This window comes from Caballeronia jiangsuensis, assembly GCF_046030135.1.
Taxonomy (GTDB): Bacteria; Pseudomonadota; Gammaproteobacteria; order Burkholderiales; family Burkholderiaceae; genus Caballeronia; species Caballeronia jiangsuensis.
In genome coordinates this window covers 233,708-255,893 of sequence record NZ_JAQQDB010000007.1, presented here as the reverse complement: position 1 = coordinate 255,893, position 22,186 = coordinate 233,708, and the positions used below count along the sequence as shown (strand labels likewise).

At 61.7% G+C, this 22,186-nt stretch carries 19 protein-coding genes and 1 pseudogene; 14 read left to right on the top strand and 6 right to left on the bottom strand.

Features of this window, described 5'->3' with window-relative positions; all coding sequences use genetic code 11:
- The first annotated feature begins 19 nt into the window (after positions 1-19).
- From PQR08_RS10280 to PQR08_RS10250, 7 genes are all read left to right on the top strand, one after another.
- The gene (locus tag PQR08_RS10280; protein ID WP_250486539.1) at positions 20-919 is read left to right on the top strand and encodes a LysR substrate-binding domain-containing protein; all 900 of its coding nucleotides are present in this window, start codon (positions 20-22) and stop codon (positions 917-919) included.
- A gap of 302 nt (positions 920-1,221) precedes the next feature.
- Entirely contained in the window at positions 1,222-2,124 is a 903-nt protein-coding gene (locus PQR08_RS10275; protein ID WP_187603439.1) for an amidohydrolase family protein, read from the top strand.
- Between the two features lie 44 nt (positions 2,125-2,168).
- Positions 2,169-3,095: an amidohydrolase family protein gene (locus tag PQR08_RS10270; RefSeq protein WP_035498139.1), complete on the top strand. Its 927-nt coding sequence runs from the start codon at positions 2,169-2,171 to the stop codon at positions 3,093-3,095.
- Between the two features lie 123 nt (positions 3,096-3,218).
- Positions 3,219-4,643 carry a UbiD family decarboxylase gene (locus PQR08_RS10265; RefSeq protein WP_250486538.1) on the top strand — a complete coding sequence of 475 codons (1,425 nt, stop codon included), beginning with the start codon at positions 3,219-3,221 and terminating at the stop codon, positions 4,641-4,643.
- A complete protein-coding gene (locus PQR08_RS10260) occupies positions 4,640-5,230 on the top strand; it encodes a UbiX family flavin prenyltransferase (protein WP_035498137.1) in 591 nt (196 codons plus the stop codon). The genes PQR08_RS10265 and PQR08_RS10260 overlap by 4 nt, the downstream gene beginning before the upstream one ends.
- A 38-nt stretch (positions 5,231-5,268) precedes the next feature.
- The gene (locus tag PQR08_RS10255) at positions 5,269-6,399 is read left to right on the top strand and encodes a CobW family GTP-binding protein (protein WP_250486537.1); all 1,131 of its coding nucleotides are present in this window, start codon (positions 5,269-5,271) and stop codon (positions 6,397-6,399) included.
- A 183-nt stretch (positions 6,400-6,582) separates the two neighbouring features.
- On the top strand, positions 6,583-7,680 hold the full coding sequence (locus PQR08_RS10250; protein WP_250486536.1) for a porin: 1,098 nt from the start codon (positions 6,583-6,585) through the stop codon (positions 7,678-7,680).
- Positions 7,681-7,789: 109 nt separating this feature from the next.
- Here PQR08_RS10250 and PQR08_RS10245 read toward each other — a convergent pair whose 3' ends face one another.
- The gene (locus PQR08_RS10245) at positions 7,790-10,000 is read right to left on the bottom strand and encodes a xanthine dehydrogenase family protein molybdopterin-binding subunit (RefSeq protein ID WP_250486535.1); all 2,211 of its coding nucleotides are present in this window, start codon (positions 9,998-10,000) and stop codon (positions 7,790-7,792) included.
- Positions 10,001-10,456: a (2Fe-2S)-binding protein gene (locus PQR08_RS10240; RefSeq protein WP_250486534.1), complete on the bottom strand. Its 456-nt coding sequence runs from the start codon at positions 10,454-10,456 to the stop codon at positions 10,001-10,003.
- Positions 10,457-10,562: 106 nt separating this feature from the next.
- Here PQR08_RS10240 and PQR08_RS10235 point away from each other — a divergent pair, with 106 nt between their 5' ends.
- Positions 10,563-11,468: a LysR substrate-binding domain-containing protein gene (locus PQR08_RS10235; protein ID WP_250486533.1), complete on the top strand. Its 906-nt coding sequence runs from the start codon at positions 10,563-10,565 to the stop codon at positions 11,466-11,468.
- Here PQR08_RS10235 and PQR08_RS10230 read toward each other — a convergent pair.
- The gene (locus PQR08_RS10230) at positions 11,446-12,339 is read right to left on the bottom strand and encodes a LysR substrate-binding domain-containing protein (RefSeq protein WP_408161272.1); all 894 of its coding nucleotides are present in this window, start codon (positions 12,337-12,339) and stop codon (positions 11,446-11,448) included. The genes PQR08_RS10235 and PQR08_RS10230 overlap by 23 nt on opposite strands.
- 150 nt (positions 12,340-12,489) lie before the next feature.
- Here PQR08_RS10230 and PQR08_RS10225 point away from each other — a divergent pair, with 150 nt between their 5' ends.
- From PQR08_RS10225 to PQR08_RS10210, 4 genes are read left to right on the top strand one after another with little or no spacing between them, the layout of a single operon-like run.
- Complete coding sequence (locus PQR08_RS10225) at positions 12,490-12,636, top strand: hypothetical protein (RefSeq protein WP_250486532.1); 147 nt, start codon at positions 12,490-12,492, stop codon at positions 12,634-12,636.
- Between the two features lie 36 nt (positions 12,637-12,672).
- Positions 12,673-14,013, top strand: coding sequence for a nucleobase:cation symporter-2 family protein (locus PQR08_RS10220; RefSeq protein WP_238211846.1), 1,341 nt, complete (start codon positions 12,673-12,675; stop codon positions 14,011-14,013).
- Between the two features lie 30 nt (positions 14,014-14,043).
- Positions 14,044-15,423, top strand: coding sequence for an isoxanthopterin deaminase (locus tag PQR08_RS10215; RefSeq protein ID WP_494410624.1), 1,380 nt, complete (start codon positions 14,044-14,046; stop codon positions 15,421-15,423).
- Positions 15,424-15,435: 12 nt separating this feature from the next.
- Entirely contained in the window at positions 15,436-16,167 is a 732-nt protein-coding gene (locus PQR08_RS10210; protein ID WP_250486531.1) for a maleate cis-trans isomerase family protein, read from the top strand.
- Positions 16,168-16,309: 142 nt separating this feature from the next.
- Here the strand turns inward: PQR08_RS10210 and PQR08_RS10205 are convergent.
- Together PQR08_RS10205 and PQR08_RS10200 are read right to left on the bottom strand one after the other, a co-directional pair.
- Positions 16,310-18,065: pseudogene (locus PQR08_RS10205) on the bottom strand (molybdopterin-dependent oxidoreductase).
- Positions 18,066-18,301: 236 nt separating this feature from the next.
- Positions 18,302-19,291, bottom strand: a complete 990-nt coding sequence (locus PQR08_RS10200; protein ID WP_284509237.1) for a DUF535 family protein — start codon at positions 19,289-19,291, stop codon at positions 18,302-18,304.
- 331 nt (positions 19,292-19,622) lie between these two features.
- On the opposite strand from PQR08_RS10200, the gene PQR08_RS10195 reads away from it, so the two are divergent.
- Positions 19,623-19,886 carry a carbonic anhydrase gene (locus tag PQR08_RS10195; RefSeq protein WP_250487416.1) on the top strand — a complete coding sequence of 88 codons (264 nt, stop codon included), beginning with the start codon at positions 19,623-19,625 and terminating at the stop codon, positions 19,884-19,886.
- Positions 19,887-19,985: 99 nt separating this feature from the next.
- Here the strand turns inward: PQR08_RS10195 and hpnJ are convergent, their stop codons facing one another.
- Positions 19,986-21,407 carry a hopanoid biosynthesis associated radical SAM protein HpnJ gene (gene hpnJ / locus PQR08_RS10190; RefSeq protein ID WP_250487414.1) on the bottom strand — a complete coding sequence of 474 codons (1,422 nt, stop codon included), beginning with the start codon at positions 21,405-21,407 and terminating at the stop codon, positions 19,986-19,988.
- 408 nt (positions 21,408-21,815) lie between these two features.
- On the opposite strand from hpnJ, the gene PQR08_RS10185 reads away from it, so the two are divergent.
- Positions 21,816-22,157: a hypothetical protein gene (locus tag PQR08_RS10185; RefSeq protein WP_408161271.1), complete on the top strand. Its 342-nt coding sequence runs from the start codon at positions 21,816-21,818 to the stop codon at positions 22,155-22,157.
- Positions 22,158-22,186 lie beyond the last annotated feature (29 nt).

Sequence of the window (22,186 nt, the reverse complement as noted above, 5' to 3'; positions counted from 1 at the left end):
CATTCGATACGAGAAACATATGGATATCCGGCAGCTCCGCTATTTCATTTCAGTCGCTGAGGAAGGCAACTTCAGTCGCGCGGCCGAGCGTCTGCACATCTCTCAGCCGCCGTTGAGCCAGCAGATCAAATCGCTGGAAGACTCGCTTCGGGTCACGCTTTTCGTGCGCGGACGCCACGGGGCACGGTTGACGCGCGCCGGAGAGGCGCTTCTTGTGCGTGCGCGCAGCATCGTCGGCGACTGCGACTCGGTCGAAAAGCTTTTGCGCAGGGTGGCCGATGGACTCGAGGGCTATATCCGCATCGGGATCATCAACTCGGTGATGTATGGCCCGTTGCCGAGGACCATGCATCAGTTTCAGAAGCACAATCCTGAAGTCGAGTGGACGCTGCATGAGCTGTTGCCCGATAAGCAGCAAGAGGCGTTGGTGCGCGGCCAAATCGATGTTGGCTTTGCCTGCAGTCCGACAGAGCATCGCGAGCTCCGGTCGATCCTGGTCTATCCGCAACCGCTGATCGTCGCGCTGCCGGACAGCCACCCGCTTGCCGATTGCCGTTCCGTTCGTCTGCGAGTGCTCTCCGTTGACCGGTTCGTCTTGCTCAACACACAGAGTCCGATGATTCGAGGCATTCTCGCCGCGTGCATCACAGAGGGCTTCCAGCCACGTGTGCTGCACGAGTCCGCCGATCCCGAGACGATACTCAGTCTCGTGGGTGCCGGAGTCGGCATCAGCATCCTGCCCGAGTCGCTCTCGACCACGCCGCGCGAGAACGTCGCCTTCGTCGCACTGGACGAACCCGAGATGAATGCGGATCTCTACGCCACAGTCCGGCGTGATGACTCGCTGCCCGCGCTCGAGCGTTTTCTGGCGTTACTGAGCGAAGTCACTAACGCGTGGCGCAGCGAATCATCCAACTGAAGCATCGATGAAAAAAGGCATTCGTTGCGGGTTTTCCATGCCCCAAATGCAGTCGCCTTTCTCTTGACAAGCAAATCTCGACCGCTGCATGATTCGCTCGTGGGTAGAAGCGGTCGATTGAACATGCAGCGGCGCAATGCCGCGATCGTTCAACTGGAGATTGCTCACTGACGGAGTATTTGTCAGTGGCGCCAGTTTCCTTTCTCTGCCCCTCGACAATGCTCCCGAATGCAAGATGCAGTCCGCTCGGCTCATGCCGCGGTCTGCCTGCCTTCAACCTAAGCATTGCGAGGAGATCCCGCATGATTATCGACACCAGCTGCTACCCGACGAATCTCGTCGATCTGGCATGGCGGCATGATGGCGAACCCTTCACCGGAGAACGCCTGATCCAGATGATGGACGGTCCGTTCACGATCAACGGCAAGCCGCGCCGCATCGATAAAGCCTTCATCCAGCCGCCGCAAGGCAACACCATCTACACCTACACCGACGGCAACAAGTCCGGCGTCGAGTCCATCGACGCGTACATGGCTTATACGGTGGAAATGGTCGAGAAATATCCCGACCGCTTCATCGGCTGCTTCGTCTACAACCCGCGCTGCGGTGTAGAGAACGGCGTCAATGCCATCGAGCATTACGTGCGCAAGCTCGGCTTCAAGATGGTTCAGTTCCAGGCCAACATGCACGCCTACCGGCCCGACCGCGCGCTCGACTGGCTGCGTCCGGCGCTGCAAAAGTGCGCGGAACTCGGCGTGATGGTCAAGCTGCATACGGGCGATGGCCCGTACAGCATTCCGACTGAATGGGTCCCCATGATCAAGGAGTTCCCGACGGTCAACTTCATCATGGCGCACTTCGGTGTGCAGACGGGCGGCGTCTATTGTTTCGAGCCCTTCCAGATGGCGATGGACCTGCCGAACGTGTATTGCGAATCGGGCTGGTGCCTGCAATCGCGCATCGTCGAGTTCGCGAAGGTGCTGCCGAAGCACAAGATCCTGTTCGGTTCCGATACCCCGCCCAACGAGCCGGGCATGTGGCTGCGTCTGCTCGAAGTGCTTTGCTTCGAACCGCCGCAGGGTCTGAATCTCGATGAAGACACGCTCGAAGACTATCTCGGCAACAACACGGCTCGCATGATCGGCCTCGATCCCACGCCCGCGCCGCGCTCCGTCGAAGAAGCGAAGACCTTGCTGGCTGCCTGAGCGAGGCTGCGGCACGCCAATTCACAAGATACTGGAGTACCAGCATGATCATCGATACCCATCTGCACCCGACCAATCTCGTCGACGAAGCGTGGCGACACACCGGCGAGCCGTTCACAGGCGAGCGTCTGCTGAAGATGATGGATGGACCGTATGTCATCAACGGCAAACCGCGCCGCATCGACATGGGCTTCATCCAGCCGCCGCCGGGCAATACCGGCTATCGCGACGGCAACCGTCGCGGCCGCGAAGGCATCCGCGACTACATGGCTTACGTGGCCGAACTGACACAGAAGTACCCCGATCGGTTCATCGGCAACTTCACGTTCAATCCGCGCTGGGGTCCGGAAGAAGGCGCGCTCGAACTCGAATTCCACGTGAAGGAGTACGGCTTCAAGATGCTGAAGCTGCACGCGAACATGCACGGTTATCGTCCGGATCGCGCGCTGGACTGGCTGCGCCCCGCGATGAAGGTTTGCGCGAAGTACAACGTGGTCGTTCTGATCCACACTGGCGACGGCCCCTACACGATCCCGACGATGTTCTACCCGATCATCCGCGAGTTCCCGATGGTGAATTTCATCATCGGTCACTTCGGCATTCAGACGGGCGGCAACTACTCGTTCGAAGCGTTCTGGATGGCGATGGACACACCCAACGTGTACTGCGAGTCGGGATGGTGCTTTCAGTCGCGCATTGTCGAGTTCGCCCGGCAACTGCCGCGCGACAAGATCGTTTTCGGCACGGACACGCCGCCGAACGAACCGGGCATGTGGCTGCGCGAGCTGGAGATGTTGTGCGGTCCCGCGCCGCAGGGCATGGATCTCGACGAGGACGGTCTCGAAGACTATATGGGCAACAACATCGCCCGTCTGGTCGGCATCGAGCCGTCACCGCCGCCGCGCAATCTCGACGAAGCCGAGCTGCGCCTGAAGGATAGCTACGCAAAGCTCAACGACGTCGTAGCGTAAGCGGACGTATGGCGGGCCGGCGCATCGACGGCCGGCCCGCGATAGCAGCCGAGCGCAGCGGCCCCCGGGATACGGTCGACACCGGCAACCGGGGCGCTGCAAGGCTGATGACAAGGAATACTAATGACATCGTCTAATTCATCTGCCCTCGCCTGCTCGCGCGCAAATCCGCAAGATTTCCGTCATTTTCTAGACGGCTACAGCATTGCAAATCCGGGCGACGTTCTGACCATTCGCGAAAGCGCGAGCGCGAATCAGGACCCGACCGCAGTGATATGGCAGCTTGCCGCCAGAGGGCAACATCCTTTACTGATTTTCGATCGGGTCACAGGTCTTCGGAGTCCGTTGGTGACCAACGTCTTCGCGTCGCGCAGCCGGATTGCATGGATGCTCGATTCGTCTCTCGAGAATCTGCACGCGGCATTCCAGCAGCGCAGCCGCCGAATGGTGCCGCCGCGCCTGCTGGCAAACGGGCCGGTGCTGGAGCACGTCCAGACCGATAACATCGATCTGACCGACATTCCGGCCATCACCCATTTCTCGACCGATCGCGGTCCGTACATCACGAACGCCATCCTGATTGCCGAGGATCCTGAAACGGGCGTCGGGAATGCAAGTTATCACCGTTCGACGCTCCATTCGACCACCGAAATCGCCACCAGCCTGCATTCGCGCGGGCATCTATGGCGCATGCTCCAGCGAGCTCAGGAGCGTGGAACTTCGCTGCCGGTCGCGATGGTGATCGGCGCGCATCCCTTGTTCATGCTTGCCGGTGCCGCACGGTTGCCCTACGGGGTCGACGAACGTCATGTGGCGGGTGGCCTGTTCGGGGCGCCGCTCGACGTCGTGCGCACGCCGAGACACGGTATCGCGATACCGGCGTACGCGGAAATCGTGCTCGAAGGCGTAATCGATCCGCAGGCACGCGCGGACGAAGGCCCTTTCGGCGAGTTCACGGGTTACTCATCCGACCGCTCGACGAACAACCTCTTTCGCGTGCAAAGCGTGCTACGCCGGCGCGATGCGATGCTGATCGACGTGGCCGGCGGCAATTCCGCCGAACACCTCAACCTGGGTCGCATTCCGCGCGAATCGGAGATGGTCGAGAAGCTCAAGGAGCGCTTTCCGAGCGTAATCGCGGTCCACTATCCCTCGTCCGGCACGCACTTTCATGCTTACGTGGCGCTCAGGCAAATGCGCGCCGGCGAAGCGCGTCAGGTCATGCTCGGCTTGCTGGGTTGGGATCCCTATCTGAAGACGGTCATCGCCGTGGACGCGGACGTCGATATCACGCGTGACGAAGAGGTGCTGTGGGCCGTGGCCACCCATTTGCAGCCGCACCTCGATGTCGTCATCATCGACGGCTTGCCGGGCAGCGCGCTCGACCCGTCCGCATCCGGTGTGGGGACGACATCGCGAATGGGGCTCGACGCAACGCGCGGTCCCAACTTCGACGGAGTGCGCGCGCAGATCAGCGCCGAAGCCATGGCGCGCGCCGCACAGCTGATCGCTGCAGCCAGATCGCACACAGGGCCGGATAGCGTATGACGAAGCGCATGATCGTTGGAATCACGGGTGCCAGCGGCGCGGTGTATGGCGTGCGTCTGCTGCAGAACCTCGCGCAACGCCCGGAGTGGGAAACGCACCTCGTGCTGTCCGCGTCCGGACTGTTGACGGCGGGGCACGAGCTCGGTCTGCAGCGCCGCGAGATCGAGGCTATGGCGAATGTCGTGCATAACGTGCGGGATATCGGCGCTGCCGTCGCAAGTGGTTCATTTCGTTGCGACGGCATGGCCATAGCACCGTGCTCGATGCGCACGCTGGCGGCGATAGCCACGGGCCTCGCCGACAATCTGATCACGCGCGCCGCCGACGTGATGCTCAAGGAACGCCGCAAGCTGGTGCTCATGGTGCGCGAGACGCCGCTCAATCTCATCCACCTGCGCAATATGACCACCGCGACCGAAGCGGGGGCCATCGTGTTGCCGCCCGTGCCTGCCTTCTATAACCACCCTCGAACTGTGGACGACATCGTCAACCATACCGTCGGGCGCGTGCTCGACCTTTTCGACATCGATCACGACGGTCTCGTCGGCCGCTGGCAAGGGCTTCGGCCTGAACATTCAGCGGCATAAGCACCTTCTCGAACATCGACACCATTGCAGGAGACATCATGAGCCAACTCGACACTCGACATGCTTCTTCCAACGCGCCCGTTCCGGTCACGATCCTGACCGGGTTCCTCGGATCAGGCAAGACGACACTGCTGAACCATATCCTGACAGAGCGGCATGGACATCGCATCGCCGTGATCGAGAACGAATTCGGGGAAGTCGATGTCGACTCGGATCTCGTCATGACGTCCGATGAAGAAATCTTCCAGATGACGAACGGCTGCATCTGCTGTGTCGTCGATGTGCGTACCGACCTTGTTCGCATCCTGCAGAAGTTGCTGGAGCGTCCGGAGAAGTTCGATCACATTCTCGTGGAGACGAGCGGTCTCGCCGATCCCACGCCGGTGGCGGCGACGTTCTTCATGGACCACGACGTGGCGCGCCAGGTGACGCTGGATGGCGTCGTCACGCTGGTCGACGCGGTTCATATCGAGAGCCATCTCGACGACCCGGCCCTGCGAGGGCGCGACAATCAGGCAGTCGATCAGATCGTGGCCGCTGACCGGATCATCATCAACAAGACCGACCTGGTGCCGAGCTGGTTCGTCTTCGCCCTTGAACAGCGGTTGCACCGGTTGAATGAGGGTGCGCAAATCCTGCGCTCCAACTATGCGCAGGTCGATCTGAGCCAGATCCTGGGGATAGGCGGATTTACGCCAACGTCGGCAAGTCTGGACGTCGAAGAAGAACATGAGCATACGCACGACCACGCTCACGACCCTGACCACGTGTGCGACGAGGCTTGCGAGCACGCCCACGACCATCATGAACACGACGAAGGCGATAGCACACCGCATGGTCATCGCCATGATCCTTCGGTAACGTCCGTGTCGCTCGTGTTCGACCGTCCGTTCGATCGCTCGCGACTCGATGCCGGTTTGCGCGCGCTACTCGCGGCTCAAGGCGACGATGTATTCCGTATGAAGGGGATCTTCGATATCGCCGACGAGAATCAGCGCTATGTCGTTCAGGCGGTGCACCGTCTCTTCGACCTGCATCCGGCCGATCTGTGGGCTGCAGGCCCGCGCGAAAGCAAACTGGTGTTCATCGGACGCAATCTGGATCGGCAGCGTCTCAAGGTGCTGCTCGACCTGTGTCTGTCGCGGCAACATGCGGACGTCGTTGTGTGAGGCCTCCCGGCTTGGCGTTTTCGTAGCGTGTGACCCCGACGACGCGTCAAGCCGAATTCTTTTGTCTTGAATACATCAGTTGAGGTCGGACCTTATCAATACAGATAAGGATAACGAATCAATAGTATCTATTCAGCCAAAGTGATCGGCCGTACTTAACCAAGAGTGTTGACTGGAAACCATATGAAATCGAAACATATCGTGGCGGACTGCATTCCGAAATCGGCGAAACTGACTGCGCTTCTTTTTGCAGCGCTATCGGCGGGAACGGCCTACGCGCAATCCAGCATACAGCTCTATGGTCAGATAGACGAATGGGTCGGTTACCAGAAATTTCCCGCGAACGAGCATGCGTGGAATGTCTCGGGCGGCGGGATGTCCACGTCCTATTGGGGCATGAAGGGGACCGAGGATCTCGGCGCTGGATTCAAAACGATCTTCGCGCTGGAAACGTTTTATCGCCCGCAGAACGGCCAAAGCGGGAGATTCCAGGGCGATACTTTCTTCGCGCGTAACGCGTATGTCGGCATGTTCTCACCGTACGGCACGCTGACGGCCGGGCGCATTACGTCGAATCTGTTTGTGTCGACAATCCTCTTCAATCCGTTCGTCGACTCGTACGTGTTCTCGCCGATGATCTATCACACATACCTCGGCACCAGCACCTTTCCTGCCTATCGGACAGACCAGGGCGCGGTCGGCGACTCGGGATGGAGCAATTCGGTTGCCTATACGTCGCCGGACTTCTCCGGCCTGAGCGGTTCGGTGATGTATTCGTTCGGCAACGGCGCCGGCGCGGCCGGCCAGCATAAAGACAGCGCGCAAGTGCTGTATCTGAATGGGGCGCTCAGTGCGACCGCGGTCTACCAGTACGTGAACTACAAGAATGTCGCCAACGATTTCTCGAATCCGGCCTCGGCCAACATCGTTGCAGGATTGCGCAGCCAAAGTATCGGCCAGCTTGGCCTGACCTACGATTTCAAGCTCGTGAAGCTATACGGGCAGTACATGTACACGCAGAATTCCGTGTCGTCAGGGGACTACCATGTGAGCACCGGTCAGGCAGGCTTCACGATACCGATCGCAAACGGCAAGGTCATGGCGTCCTATGCATATTCGAAGGATTCCGGCGGTTTCGATCAAACCAGGAGAACGTGGGCGGTCGGCTACGATTACCCGCTATCCAAACGAACCGATGTGTACGCCGCGTATCTGGATGACAAGATATCGGGCGAATCGCACGGCGAGACATTCGGTGTCGGGATTCGCGCGAAGTTCTAGCGTTGCTTAGCCGCGATGCTGGATCAAGCTCTCAAGCGCTATCGGGAAAGGAACCGAGGCGCTACCTCGCTAAAAGCAGGCTGCCTCGGGCGTCGATAAAACGGTTGCCTCAGACTCGAACTTTGCGCAGATCGAATGGCGTCTCGCGCAAGCGCTTGCCCGTCAGCCTGAACACGGCATTGGCGATCGCCGGTGCAACCGACGGACTCGACAACTCGCCGACACCGCCGGGCTTCGCCGGATCGCCCTGCACGATGTGTATGTCGATGTCGGGCATGTCGCTCATGCGCATCACGCGATACGAACCGAAATTGGTCTGCTGAACCTGACCGCCGCGGATATCGATGCGGTCCGCGAGCGCGTGTCCGAGTCCCCACATCAATCCGCCGTACAACTGCTCTTCGACGCCGCCCGGCGACACCGCGAGCCCGCAATCGGCCACGCATGTGAGCTTGTCGATCACGATGCCATCGTCACGGCGCGTCACGCGCGCAACCACCGCGATATAGCTGCCGTATGCGCGGTTCGTCGCGACGCCGAGCGCGGTGCCGCGCGGCAGCGGCTTGCCCCAGCCGGCTCGCGTCGCCGCCTCGCGCAGCACGGCGGCATGCCGCGCATCCTTCATGTGCGCAAGCCGAAAGTCGACCGGATCGCGATGCCCTGAATGCGCGGCTTCGTCCATGAACGACTCGACCGCGAACACGTTCGGGATATAACTCACCGCGCGATACCAGCCCGTGGGCACGCCCGTTTCGTGACGCACCCAGCCGATATCCACATGCGGCGCGCCATAGGCGAACTCGAATTTGCTGATGGCTTCCGTGGTGCTGTAATCCATGCGATCGGGGCGATCGGTATAACCCGGCTCCCATTGTTCGGGCGATGCGGGCATCACCGCGCGCAGTTGCAGCGCCGAGAGATTGCCTCGCGCGTCGAGCACGGCCCGCGCACGATGATGGCTCGCCGAATGATAAAAGAGCGCGCGCATTTCGTCTTCGCGGCTGTTCATCAGCTTGACCGGCTTGCCGGTTTGCATCGCGAGCCACGTGACTTCGAAGAGCCAGTACTTCGATTCGCGCGCCCCGAAGCTGCCACCCGAAACCAGTTCATGCAACACGACGCGATTCGCCGGAATGCAGCCGATCACTTCGGCCGCCTCCCGTGCCATCGATGGCACCTGCAGGCCTCCCCAGTACGCGATGCCGCCGTCTTTCGCCCATGCCGTCACGTTGACGGGTTCGAGCGGATTCTGCGCCTTGTAAGGCATCGAGTACGAAGCCTCGATCACACGCGAGCCGCGCTTCAGGATGGATGCGGCGTCGCCGTTCTGCACGGTCGGCACGACTCGGGCGGCGGGATCGTCGAGCCATGCGGCCTGACGCGCGGACAGATCGCGGCTGTCGAACTTTTCGAACGGACTGTCTTCCCATTCGATGCGCAACGCCGCCTGCCCCTTGTGCGCGGACCAGTAATCGTCGGCGAGCACGGCCACGCCGGCCTGATTGCCGCCGAGCACGTCCGGGCGTCCAGGTATCTGCAATACTTGGCGCACGCCTGGCACGGCGAGCGCGGCTTTGGCATCGACGCTGCGCACGCGCGCATCGATCACGGGCGCGCGCGTGACGACCGCGACCAGCATGCCGGGCAAGCGCACGTCGATGCTGTATGCGAACGCGCCGCACACCTTCTGCGCGGCATCGCGCTTCTTGCGCAGCTTGCCGATATACCTGAACTGCGACGGATCTTTCAGCGGCACGTCTTTCGGCGCAGGCAAGCTCGCGGCGACGGCGGCCAGCGTGCCGTAGCTCGCGCGCGCGCCACTCGCCTTGTCGATCACGAAGCCATCGTCCGTTGAGCACGCGGACGGCGGCACGTTCCACTGTTTCGCGGCCGCCGCAATCAGCATCGCGCGAGCGGTCGCGCCCGCATGCCGCAAGCGATCGTATTCCAGCGACACGCTCGTGCTTCCGCCCGTCGAAAACACCTTCCACAAGGGATGAATGTAATCCGCGTAGAACGGATTCTCGGGCGTGATCACGTCGATGCGAAACGGATCGACATCCAGTTCTTCCGCGACCATCGCGGCGAGCGCGGTGCGCGTGCCGGTGCCCGAATCGTGCTTATGGACGACGAGCTTGATGGTGTCGTCGGGCAGCACGCGCACCCAGGCGTTCGGCTCGAATTCTCCGTCGCGTGGGTGCGGCTCCCCGCTCTTCGCTGACGCCTCGGGCAACCGGAAGCCGATCGCGAGCCCCGCTGCCAGCAACGCGGATCCTTGCTGCATGAAACGGCGACGCGCCGCGCGATGTTCGATCCGCATTCAGGCCTCCGCCGCCGCGCGTTTGATCGCCTGGCGAATGCGCGAATACGTCCCGCAGCGGCAGATGTTGCCGGACATCGCCGCCGCAATGGCGTCGTCGCTGACGGACGTCTTGCCCTTCAGAAACGCGGCCGCCTGCATCAATTGCCCCGACTGACAGTAGCCGCATTGCGGCACGTCTTCCGCGATCCACGCACGCTGCAACGGACTCGCGCCGTCTTTGGACAGACCTTCGATCGTCGTGATGCGCCGGCCCGCGACGGCCGCGATCGGCAGCAGGCATGAGCGCACCGCTTCGCCCTCCAGATGCACCGTGCACGCGCCGCAAAAGCCGCCGCCGCAGCCGAATTTCGTGCCCGTCAGACCCAGCGAATCGCGCAGCACCCACAACAGGGGCATGTCTTCCGGTACATTGTCGAGCGAGTGCCGCGCGTCGTTGACGATGATTTCTATCATGCGCTGTCTCCTGAATGTCGTTCGTGTTCGCGGCCATTATGGGAAGCCGCCGCGGCGGAACGCCAGCGACGATTTCTTTGATCATCCGTAAGCCCGGCTAACACCCATGTTGAAGCGCTACCCTTCCATCCAGTCGATGCAGGCCTTTCTCCAGGCCGCGCGCGCCGGCAGCTTTTCGAGCGCGGCGCGTCAGTTGTCGCTCACGCATAGCGCGATCAGCCAGCAGATCCGCACGCTCGAGGAGTTCGTCGGCCAGCCGCTCTTCGTGCGCGAAGGCGCGCGCGTCGTGCTGACCGATGCGGGCGCGCTCTTCGCGAATCAGCTGGGCGATGGCTTCGAGCAGATCGATCGTGCGCTGTCGTCGGTGAAGGAACGCGAGGTCAAGCAGTCGATCACGCTCGACGTCGATCCCGAACTCGCGCAAAGCTGGCTCGTCGCGCGCCTGCCCGCGCTGCTCGACGCGCTGACAGGCGTGGCGCTGACCGTGCTGTCCGCGCCGCGCCACGATCGCAGCGCATTCGAGCGCGTGGATCTCGCACTGCGTTACGGCTATGGCGAATGGGATGGCTTCGAGAACGCGCTGATCTGCGGCGATCGCCTGACGGTCATGGGCGCGCCCGCGCTGCTGAACGCGCGCGGACTCACCGCGCCGCTTGCGCCGGAACACGTGCTCGCCCTGCCCTTGCTCGGCTACACGAAGCGCTCATGGATACCGTGGCTCGCCTCTGCCGGTCTGCCGGAAGTGGAACCGCATGCGGTTGCCGTCTTCGACAACGCGGCGGGACTGATCGCGGCCGCGAGCGCGGGCGTGGGTGTCGGACTCGCGCGTGGCCTGCTCGCCGCCGATGCGCAGCGCGACGGCAGGCTGATCGAACTCACGCAAGTCGAGATCCCGACGCACTACAACCTCTACGCCGTATGGCCGCGCGAAAAGTCGGCACGCGTGGCCCCGCTCGTCGATGCGATACGCGCGCTCGTCGCGCAAACGCTCAACGCGCGCGTTCCGCGCTGACGACGTCGCGCACCGTTTCGAGAAACCGCGCCAGCACCGGCGACGGCGTTTCCGCGCGATAACGCGCATGCAGCGAAACTTCGGGACGCGGCCCCGCGAGCGGCACGAAGGCGACGCCGCCGCCCGACAACTGCGCGGCCGACGCCGGCAGCAGCGCAACGCCGAGCCCTTCGCGCACGAGACATAGAAGCGTGTGCAGCTCCACGACTTCCTGCTCGATGCGCGGCGTGAATCCCGCCTCGACGCAACAGTCGCGCAGGAACCGCGCGAGTTGCGACTGCAGCAAACCGAACGACAGGAAGCGCTCGGCTTCGAGTTCGCGCAACGCGATCTCCCCGCGCGACGCGAACGGATGCGTCAGCGACAGCGCGACCACGGCGGGTTCGCGCAACACGACTTCGCTGACGATCTCCGGATCTTCGCGCGCCACGCGAAAGAAGCACACATCGAGCCGGCGCTCTTTCAACGCCTGAATCTGCGCGGCGGGCGTCATCTCGTGCAGCGTCCATCTCACTTGCGGATGCTTGCGCGCGAATACGCCGAGCGCGCGTGGAATGGGCTCGACCATCGCCGAGCTGATGACGCCGATCTCGAGGCTGCCCACTTCGCCGCGTCCCGCGCAACGCGTGAGATCGATCGCGCGCTCGAACTGCGCGAAGATCAGCGGCGCCTGTTCCTTCAGTGTTTTCCCTGCCTCGGTGAGCTCGACGCGATGTTGCGAGCGCAGGAAAAGCGCGGTGCCCATCTCCTCTTCGAGGATGCGGATCTGCTGACTCAGCGGCGGCTGCGAAATGTGCAGCCGCGCGGCCGCGCGGCCGAAATGCAGTTCATCGGCGAGCACCGCGAAGTACCGCAAAAGCCGCATATCCATATCGCCAACGTATCAAAGTCGTGGTCAAAAAATATTGTACAGAGCGTGCGCAACTTGTGAGACTGCATCGCAAGCAGCAGTGCACGTCAGTGTGACACTCGATGCCGGCGAGGGGAAGACGCACGCAGAACGCGTCTTGCAAAAGGCCGCATGGGCAAGCTCGCGAGAGCTTTCGTTCCATCGACGCGCCTGCCCGCGATCAGGCAACTGGTCAAGCCAATTCCCCTCAAGGAGATCGAGACCGTGATCATCGACACGAGCGGGCTCGCGGCTCCGTATCCGGTCGCGCAGACCTGAACAACCCCGCCGACAACGATAATCAGGAGACACGTGATGAACCCCGAACAACACCCCGTCGATCGCATCTTGCCCAAGCGGCAGATGATCACGCTCGGCCTGCAGCACATGCTCGTCGCTTATATCGGCGCGATTGCCGTGCCGTTGATCGTCGCATCCGCATTGAAGATGTCGCCCGCCGACACCACCGTGCTCATCAGCACGGCGCTCTTCTGCTCGGGCATCTCGACGGTGCTGCAGACCGTCGGCATCTGGAAGTTCGGCGTGCGCCTGCCGATTCTGCAAGGCGTTGCGTTCAGCAGCGTGGGTCCGGTCATCGCGATCGGCATGAGTCCGGGCGTCGGCTTCGCGGGCGTGTGCGGCGCGGTGATCGGCGCGGGCGTGTTCACGATGTTCGCCGCGCCGCTCGTCGGACGGCTGCGGCGCTTCTTTCCGCCTGTCGTGACCGGCTGCATCGTCACGGTGATCGGGCTGCAGCTCTTTCCTGTCGCGTATCAATGGGCGGGCGGCGGCGAGAACGCGCGGCAGCACTTCGGCGCGCTGCCCTTTCTGTGCGTCGCGCTCTTCGTGGCGCTGGTGATCCTCGCCGTCAACCGCTTCGCCAATGCGTTCCTGCGCAATCTGTCGGTGCTGATCGGCCTCGTCGCGGGCAGCGTGCTGGCCTGCGCACTGGGCATGGGCGACTTCGGCAGCGTCGCCGACGCGCCGTGGTTCACGATGCCGCTGCCGTTTCACTTCGGCATGCCCGTGTTCTCCGTGGTGCCCGTGCTGACGATGATCGTCGTCATGGTCGTGCAGATGGTCGAATCGATGGGCCTCTTCGTCGCGATCGGCGATATCGTCGACAAGAACATCAGCGAGGAAGACGCCGTGCGCGGCATGCGCGCGAACGGTCTCGCGAGCGCGATCGCCGGCATGTTCGCCGCGTTTCCCTTCATCGCGTTCATGGAAAACGTGGGCCTCGTGATTCTGACCGGCGTGCGCAGCCGATGGGTCGTGGCGGTGAGCGGCGTGCTCATGTGCGTCGTCGCGCTGGTGCCGAAGATCGGGGCGGTCGTGGCCGCGACGCCCGCGGCCGCGCTCGGCGGCGCGGGGGTCGCAATGTTCGGTGTCGTGGTCGCGGCGGGCGTGCAGACGCTCTCGAAAGTGGACTTCGAGCGCAATCGCTACAACGTACTGATTGTCGGCTTCACGATCGCGACCGCGCTCATTCCCGTGATGGCCCCGCAAGTCTTCAAGCAGATGCCGGAGTGGACGCAGCCCTTCGTGCACAGCGGCGTCGTGCTCGCGTGCCTCGTATCGGTCGTGCTGAACGCCGTGCTCAACGGTGCGCACGAAGAAGAAGACGTGCCTGCGCACAGCATGGTCCGCGAGTGAAACGTAATGACAGGACTACCCTTCATGAACATGAAAAACGAAGCGCTGCTGATCAGAAATCCCGTCGCGGTGATGAGCGGCCTGCGCGGCGATGACGCGCGTCTCGGACAGGTCGATATTCGCATCCGCAACGGCATCATCGAGGCCATCGCGCCCGATCTCCAGGCACGCGACGGCGAGCGCGTCATCGATGCGAGTGCGTGCGTCGTCTATCCCGGCTGGGTGAACACGCACCATCATCTGTTCCAGAATCTGCTCAAGGCGGTGCCTTCGGGCATCGACGCGGATCTGCAGGAATGGCTCGCAGCCGTGCCCTATCCGCGCCTTGCGCGCTTCACGCCGGAGCTCGCGCGCGTCGCCGCACGCCTCGGCATGGTCGAACTGCTTTTGTCGGGCGTGACGACGTGCGCGGACCATCACTATCTCTATCACGCGGACGGCACGACGGAAACCGGCGATCTGCTCTTCGACGAAGCGGCGTCTTTCGGCTTGCGCTTCGTGCTGTGTCGCGGCGGCGCGTTGCAGGCGGCGGGCGATCACCCCGGTTTCTCGAAGGTCGCGCTCAAGCCTGAAACACTGGATCAGATGCTTGCCGATATCGAACGACTGAAGGCGCGCTATCACGATCCACGCGCGGCATCGATGCGCCGCGTGGTCGTCGCGCCGACGACACCGACCTTCTCGCTGCCTCCCGCGCTTCTGCCCGAAATCGCGCGCGCGGCGCGCGGCATGGGTCTGCGCATGCACACGCATCTGTCGGAGACGCGGCGCTATGTCGAATTCTGCCGCGAGCGGTTCGACATGCTGCCGGTCGAGTTCGTCGCCGAACACGAATGGCTCGGCCCCGATGTATGGTTCGCGCATCTCGTGCATCTCGAAGCGAGCGAGATCGCGATGCTCGCCGAAACGGGCAGCGGCTGCTCGCACTGCCCTGTCAGCAACGCGCGACTTGGCAGCGGCATCGCGCCCGCGCCGGCGATGGCCGCGGCGGGCGTGCCGATGTCGCTCGCGGTGGATGGCGTCGCGTCGAACGAGTCGGGCAGCATGATCAACGAGGCGCACTTCGCGTGGCTCGTGCATCGCGCGGCGCAAGGCGCGTCGGCGACGACGGTGGAGGAGACCATTCACTGGGGCAGCGCGGGCGGCGCGGGCGTGCTCGGTCTCGATGCGGTCGGCTCGATCGAAGTCGGCAAGGCGGCGGACCTCGTGCTGTACGACATCGACGATCCGCGCTTTTACGGCTTTCACGATCTCGCCGTTGCGCCGGTGACGGCGGGCGAACCCGCGCGCGTGCGCTACAACATCGTGAATGGGCGCGTGGTCGTCGATGACGGCGTGATTCCCGGTCTCGATATCGATGCCTTGCGCCGCGAGGCCGCGGAGGGCGTGAAAGTTTTGCTGGCCGACTAGCGAGGGCTCGACATGCAAACGAAACGATTGAGGATCGGCATTCTGACGCCTTCGTCCAACACGGCGCTCGAACCGATCACCTGCGCGATGCTGAGCGCGCTGCCGCATGTGAGTGCGCACTTCGCGCGCTTCACCGTGACGGAAATCAGCCTGACGAATCAGGCGCTCGGCCAGTTCGACGTGAGCCGCATTCTCGATGCGGCGAAGCAACTCGCCGATGCGCGCGTCGACGTGATCGGCTGGAGCGGCACATCGGCGGGCTGGCTCGGCTTCGAGCGCGACGAGGCGCTATGCCATCAGTTGACTGAGGCGACCGGCATTCCCGCGACGACATCGGTGCTGGCGCTGAACGAGATTCTCGCGAAGACGGGCGTGCGCCGGCTCGCTCTCGTTTCGCCCTATACCGACGATGTGCAGGAGCGCATCATCCGCAACTACGAGAACATCGGCGTCGAGTGCGTGGCGGAACGGCATCTGGGACTGAGCGAGAACTTCAGCTTCGCCGAGGTGCCCGACACGCTTCTCGCCGACATGATGCGCGAGGCGGCCTTCGCCCGGCCCGATGCAGTGACGACGTTCTGCACGAATCTGCACGCGGCGCATCTGGCGCAGCCGTTCGAGCGCGAGACGGGCATTGCTGCTTACGATACGGTGGCGACGGTCGTGTGGAAAGCGCTGCGCATGCTCGATGTCGATACGTCGCCGCTGTCGGAATGGGGAAGCGTCTTTGCGTTGAGTGCGTGATGTGGATGAAGGGGTGCGAGTTGATCGAAGAACGCGCCGGGCTTCGTTGGGCGAGCGTCGCTTGTTATGTCGCTTGGCGCGCTCGCTATCGCGCGTTGTCTGCGGGCCGCCGACGCGCGCCGTGTCGGACGCCATGCGTGATTCAAGCCAACGCTTCGCGCGGCCTTCCATTCACCTCGACGATCAGCACAGGAATCGACTTCGCGCCCGGCACCTTGCTTTCCTTGGCGTAATGCCATAACGGCAGCAGCGGATTGCACTCCGGGTAATAACCGGCGATGCATCCCTGCGGTATGTCGTAGGGCTGTATGCGCAGGCCTGCGACGCGTCGCTCGAAGCCATCGTCGGCGATCGTGCGCAACGTGATGCGGTCGTTCTTCTGGAGACCGTGGCGTGTCATGTCGGCCTCGCACATGAAGATCACCATACGATCGCCCTTGATGCCGCGAAAGCGGTCGTCGAGACTATAGATCGTCGTGTTGAACTGGCTGTCGCTGCGCAGCGTCATGAGGCGCAAGGACTGCGGCTCGCGCTCGGGCATATCGGGATCTTCGCCGAGGGTCTCGGGCACGGAAAACTCCGCCTTGCCGCTCTTCGTCTGCCACTTGCGTTCACGCACGGCCAGATTGCGCGGGAAGCCGCCTGGCGTCCACATTCTTTCGTTGAAATCGTGGAAGGTGTCGGGATAGGTTTTCGCAATCTCGTCGCGCACCAGCGCGTAGTCGTTGCGCCAGCGATCCCAGTCCACCGTCGAGCGCGCGCCGAGCGTGTGCTTCGCCAGTTCCGCGACGATATGCGGCTCCGAGCGCGCATCCTGCGAAGCGGGCTCTGCCACGCCGCGCGAACCGTGAATGCAGCCGGTGCTGTCTTCCATCGATACCGCCTGCGCGCCGCTTGCCTGCGTATCGATTTCGATGCGGCTCAGGCACGGCAGAATGTACGACTTCTCGCCATGCACGAGATGACTGCGATTGAGTTTCGTCGCGATATTGACCGTGAGTTTCAGATTGCGCCATGCCGGCTCGATGCGCATACGGTCCGGCACCGAACGCACGAGATTGCCGCCGAGGTTGATGACCGCGCTGACCTTGCCGTCGAGCATCGCCTCGAAAGTCTCGACGATGTTCATGCCCTTCTCGCGAGGCGGCTCGAATCCGAACTGGGATCGGCACGCCGCGTTTTCTGGCTTCCTGTAGCGGATGCAGCATGCGTGGACTATTGGTGCCGACGTTCTGGCCGAAGAAGAACATGAGATCGGTTTTCTCGAAGTCTTCGAGTCTCACGGTTCCGACGCCCACGCCGATCGCTTCCTTCAGTCCGACGCTCGTGCTCTCGTGACACATGTTCGAACTGTCGGGCAGATTGTTGGTGCCGTACATGCGTGCAAAAAGCTGGTACATGTAGGACGTTTCCAGCGATGCGCGACCGGATGCATAGAACGCGACGCGCTTCGGATCGAACCCGCGCAACTCGCGGCCGATGTCCTCGAAGGCTTCTTCCCAGCTGACGCTCATGTACTTGTCGGTGGCGGCGTCATAGCGCAACGGCGCGGTGAGACGCCCGGCGTCTTCGAGGTCGTGATCGTGCCACGCGCAGAGTTCCGTCACCGTGTGAAGCTCGAAGAACTGCGGTGTCATGCGCTTCGCGGTGAGATCCCACGCGGTTGCCTTCGCGCCGCTTTCGCAGAATTCGAAGGTGTGCGGATCGGCGGGCTTCGCCCACGAGCAGCTCACGCACGCGAAGCCTTCCGGTTTGTTTTGCTTGAGCAGCACCGTGCTGAACTTGAGCGGCACTTTCTCGTGAATGAGCGCGCCCGTGACGGCCTTGATCGATCCCCATCCACCCGATGAATACGGGTAGGCGGCGTTCTTGCGAACGACGTTGTCTGATTCGGCCATGTCTTTGCCTCGCGCGCTTTCGATGAATTCGCCTAACGCGCAAGCAAGCCGCATACCCCTTAGCACGGCTTTCAACAGCAGTTGGCCGGCGCTGTATTCGTGCGACTAGTTCGGTTCATCGACTCGGCACGGAGAGCGTGGGCGACAGCGCCGTCGGTTGACCATCTTCTCCGTTCGAAAACTCTGTGCGGAAATTCGACTGGAAGAATCGCGCACGTTCCGTGGCTACCGGACAATCACGCTGGTTCCGCGTCACGATAGTTATCTGCCATCGCGACAGCAAGTTCCCGCAGAGGGGCGCCGTCCTTCACGTGATTCAGATGAACCGTGCTCGCATCTGCCGTCAAGCCTTCGTGGACTGTCCCACCGATCTGCGCCAGCAAATCGGCAATCAGCGCCTGACGCCTGCGAAATGCAGCCCGCCGGTTTGACGGAACCTCGCTGATGTCGCGGTGCCACTGCCGAAGCGGCAGCAAGAACCGTCCATCGGCCTCGACTCCGCCTAGCTCGCGCCAGAAGCCGTCGTAGTCCGCGGTAAACTGGATTGCGGTTGCGGCGGAAACGTGCGTCTTCTTCGACACGCCAGCAAGTGCGTCCACCCTCGCCATCCTGCAGAGTTCGCCGACCGCTTCCATCACAGCGGCTTTCGGTCGTAGGCCATGACATGCACGTGTAGCGTCGCGCACCCGCTCTCTGTCTCCGCCAGCCGGGCCTTGCAATCCCCCGATCAGCGCTCCGCGTTTCCCCGAGCCGGTATGCATTTCGAAGCTGATGGTCGCCCACGCAAGATCGACGTGCTCAAGCTCGTCGCGCCAGGCGACGGTCAGCAAGCCTTCGCGCCAGCAGCGTACCGGCTCGCTCACAACAAGCGAATACCTGCCCGTCGATGCCAACGTCACATATTCCGAGTTCAGGTAGACCCTGCGCGTCAGATCTTCACCGAACAGCTCCTGCACGACCGGAAAATGACCGCACAGCAGCTCTGCACGCGCGTAGGCAGATATATCGGCCTGGGCGAAACAATGAAAGGGGCGTTCGAGGTAGCGCCGGTTGCGGACAACAATATCCGCAAGCAGGGGGTTCGTCGTCAACGCCTTCAACCAGATGCGTGCCGCAGACGGATTGAGCATTGCGTACATCAGAACGCGCGCCCGTCGGAAGATATCGTGAGGAGTTCGTTTGGGAATAGCTCTGGCTAACAGATTGCAAGCTTCAAAAAGCGACATAATCGACCACGATATATTTTCTGTTTCGCGAAAGGCGCAGGCACGAAAGCCCCCGTGGCATTGCGATAGTCGCTGCCAGAAAGTGCTTCGTAAGAGACGGCATTTCGCTTCGTAAGCCCAGTCACAAACCTCGTCACGAATGTTTGTATTCGCACCGGGCCATGCGAGCATTTCTTTCGATGCAATGCGGCTAGCATCGGATTATTACGCGATATTTCCAAACGTAACGGGAGATTACAGGATAACTCGACGGTCGCCTAGGCCAGTTGAATTTTCTTGAGGGGAGCAGGAAGCGGCCGGAGAAGCAGTCGGTGCTGGCTGGAACCTGGTCGTGCTTCAGCACACTGATTGTGGAATCAAAGGTGCTCCCGTCGCGCGTCGAAGTTGCGTCGCCGACGACAAGATCGACGATCTCGCGATCACCGATCCGTACAAGGCGATCGCGATCGACGTGGCGGCACTCGAAGCCAACCCGAATCTGCCGGACGGGATCACGGTGACGGGTCTCGTCTATGACGTCAAAACCGGCCTTGTAGAGACAGTTGTCCCAGCCACAGTGCTGCGACATGACGTGCATCAGGTACGGTCGACTTGACCCGATTCCCGCCGCGCGTCTTCGTAAGCGACGGCCCTGCGAGGAGTGCGGCGGCGTCAACCTGTCGCGCTCCAAGAACACGCGCCGGAGTACCGCGCTTCACGCCCTATGGTCGCGGAGGAATCTGAAGAACTCCACCCCTTCCTGCAGGCGTCGTCTCATCATCTCCCAACTCACAAGCATCTCGCGCACGATTTCCCAGATCTTTGTGGGTCTGAAATAGAAGCGCTTGTAAAACTCCTCGACGCCAAGAAAAATCTCTTCGCGCGACAGGTGCGGATAACCGATAGCCGATTGCTGAGTGCCGGCGGAATTGACAAGCGTGATAACTTTGCTTTTCTCCAGCCACCCGTTCTCGACAGCTTGCTTATGAAGAACCGTCCCCGGATACGGCGCGGCGAGCGATACCTGGATCGTGTGCGGATTGATCTCTTTCGCATACTGGATCGTTTTTTGTATCGTCTCTTGTGTTTCTCCCGGAAGCCCAAGAATGAATGTGCCGTGGATCTTGATGCCGAGCTTCCGGCAATCATCACTGAAGCGGCGTGCCATATCGGTCCGCAGCCCCTTTTTGACATTGACCAGAATCTGGTCGTCACCCGATTCGTAGCCCACTAGCAAAAGCCGCAGCCCGTTCTCCTTCATCACCTTGAGGGTTGAATACGGCACGTTCGCTTTCGCGTTACAGGACCACGTCACCCCTAGCTTGCCAAGGCCGCGAGCGATCTCCTCGGCCCTCGGCCTGAGATCGGTGAAGGTGTCGTCATCGAACATGATCTCCTTCACTTCGGGCATGTTGTCTCTGATCCATTTCACTTCTTCGAGGACGTTATCCACCGAGCGGGTGCGATAGCGATGCCCCCCGACCGTATGCGGCCAGAGGCAAAATGTGCACCGCGACTTGCAGCCCCGGCCTGTGTATAGGGAAACATAGGGATGCTTGAGGTATCCGCTGAAGTAGTTCTCAGTCTTGAGGTCGCGCTTATAGATGGGAGCGACGAACGGCAGTTGATCCATGTCCTCAAGAATCGGTCGGGCCTCGTTGTGCATGATTCCACCGTCGGGCAACCGATAACTCAGACCGAGAATCGACTCGAACGGAACGCCTTGCGCGATGTCGCGGCACGTGAAGTCGAATTCTTCCCGACATACGAAATCGATCGCATCGCTCGCAGCAAGCGAGCCATGAGGATCGACGGCTACCTTTGCCCCGATCATTCCGATCAGGATGCTGCGTTTGCGTTGTTTCAGATGCTCCGCGAAATGCGCATCGCTTGAGAACGACGGCGAGCTCGTATGAATGATGACCAGGTCGTATTCCTGAGCGATATCCAGTGTCGCATCCAAAGACAGGCCATCTGCGGGAGCGTCCACAACGCGGCTATCCGGAACCAGTGCTGCAGGCTGGACGAGCCACGTCGGATACCAGAATGACCGAATCTCGCGTCTCGTCTGGAAACGTGAGCCTGCTCCGCCATCGAAGCCATCGAAGGAAGGTGCCTGTAGAAACAGTGTTTTCATTGATGCCCTCAAAGATAACAGTCCGCTTGCAGGGATCGGTCACCCAGACAGACTCGCCGGGTTCTGGTGATGTTCGTATTGCTTCAGGCTTTCACAAAACTGTGCCGGACAGTGGCTAGTGGACGCCACGCTCGCCGGTGAGAACATTGGAATGTGGCGGGACGCTAAAGAATACTACGACTCCCGCCTTATAAATTGCAAACGCTCGAACATAAAGTTATGCCAAGCATCGGCTCGACCGAAACGAGAACGCTTTCGCGTGTCGAGAAGTTCGACTGCTCACATGATTTGTCTCATACTGGCAGGAGGCGTCAGTTGATCCGATAAAGCAGCAACGACGGCGAAAAGCAGATCGACGCTAACGCGCGTGACTTCACTCGCTCAGTGTATTGAATCGGGAGACGACGGATGAGGCGAACTCGAGACGACACGGACGGTGTGCCCGTTGGCAACGGTCGGCATATCAGCCCAGCCGAATTTCTATTGATGGCCGGCTTTCTTGTATATCGCGCCCCTTTGGCGTCGGCCGATGCTCGAGCGGCGGCCCGCCGCGTTTTGACTACTGTTCTGGAGGTAGCAACTGCTCGCGGGTTCGTCGATTCAAATGCACTTGAAACGATGATGGCGAATGCCGAAAAGTCTTCACGTATGTGGCGACTTGCAGAGCAAGCCACGGCTGCTGTCGGCGATACGGCCACCTATCTGCAAGTGATTCGTAGCGCTGGCGTAATCATGGATGCTAGCGCATGAAAGCTGCTGCTAATGAATGTACTGCGTCG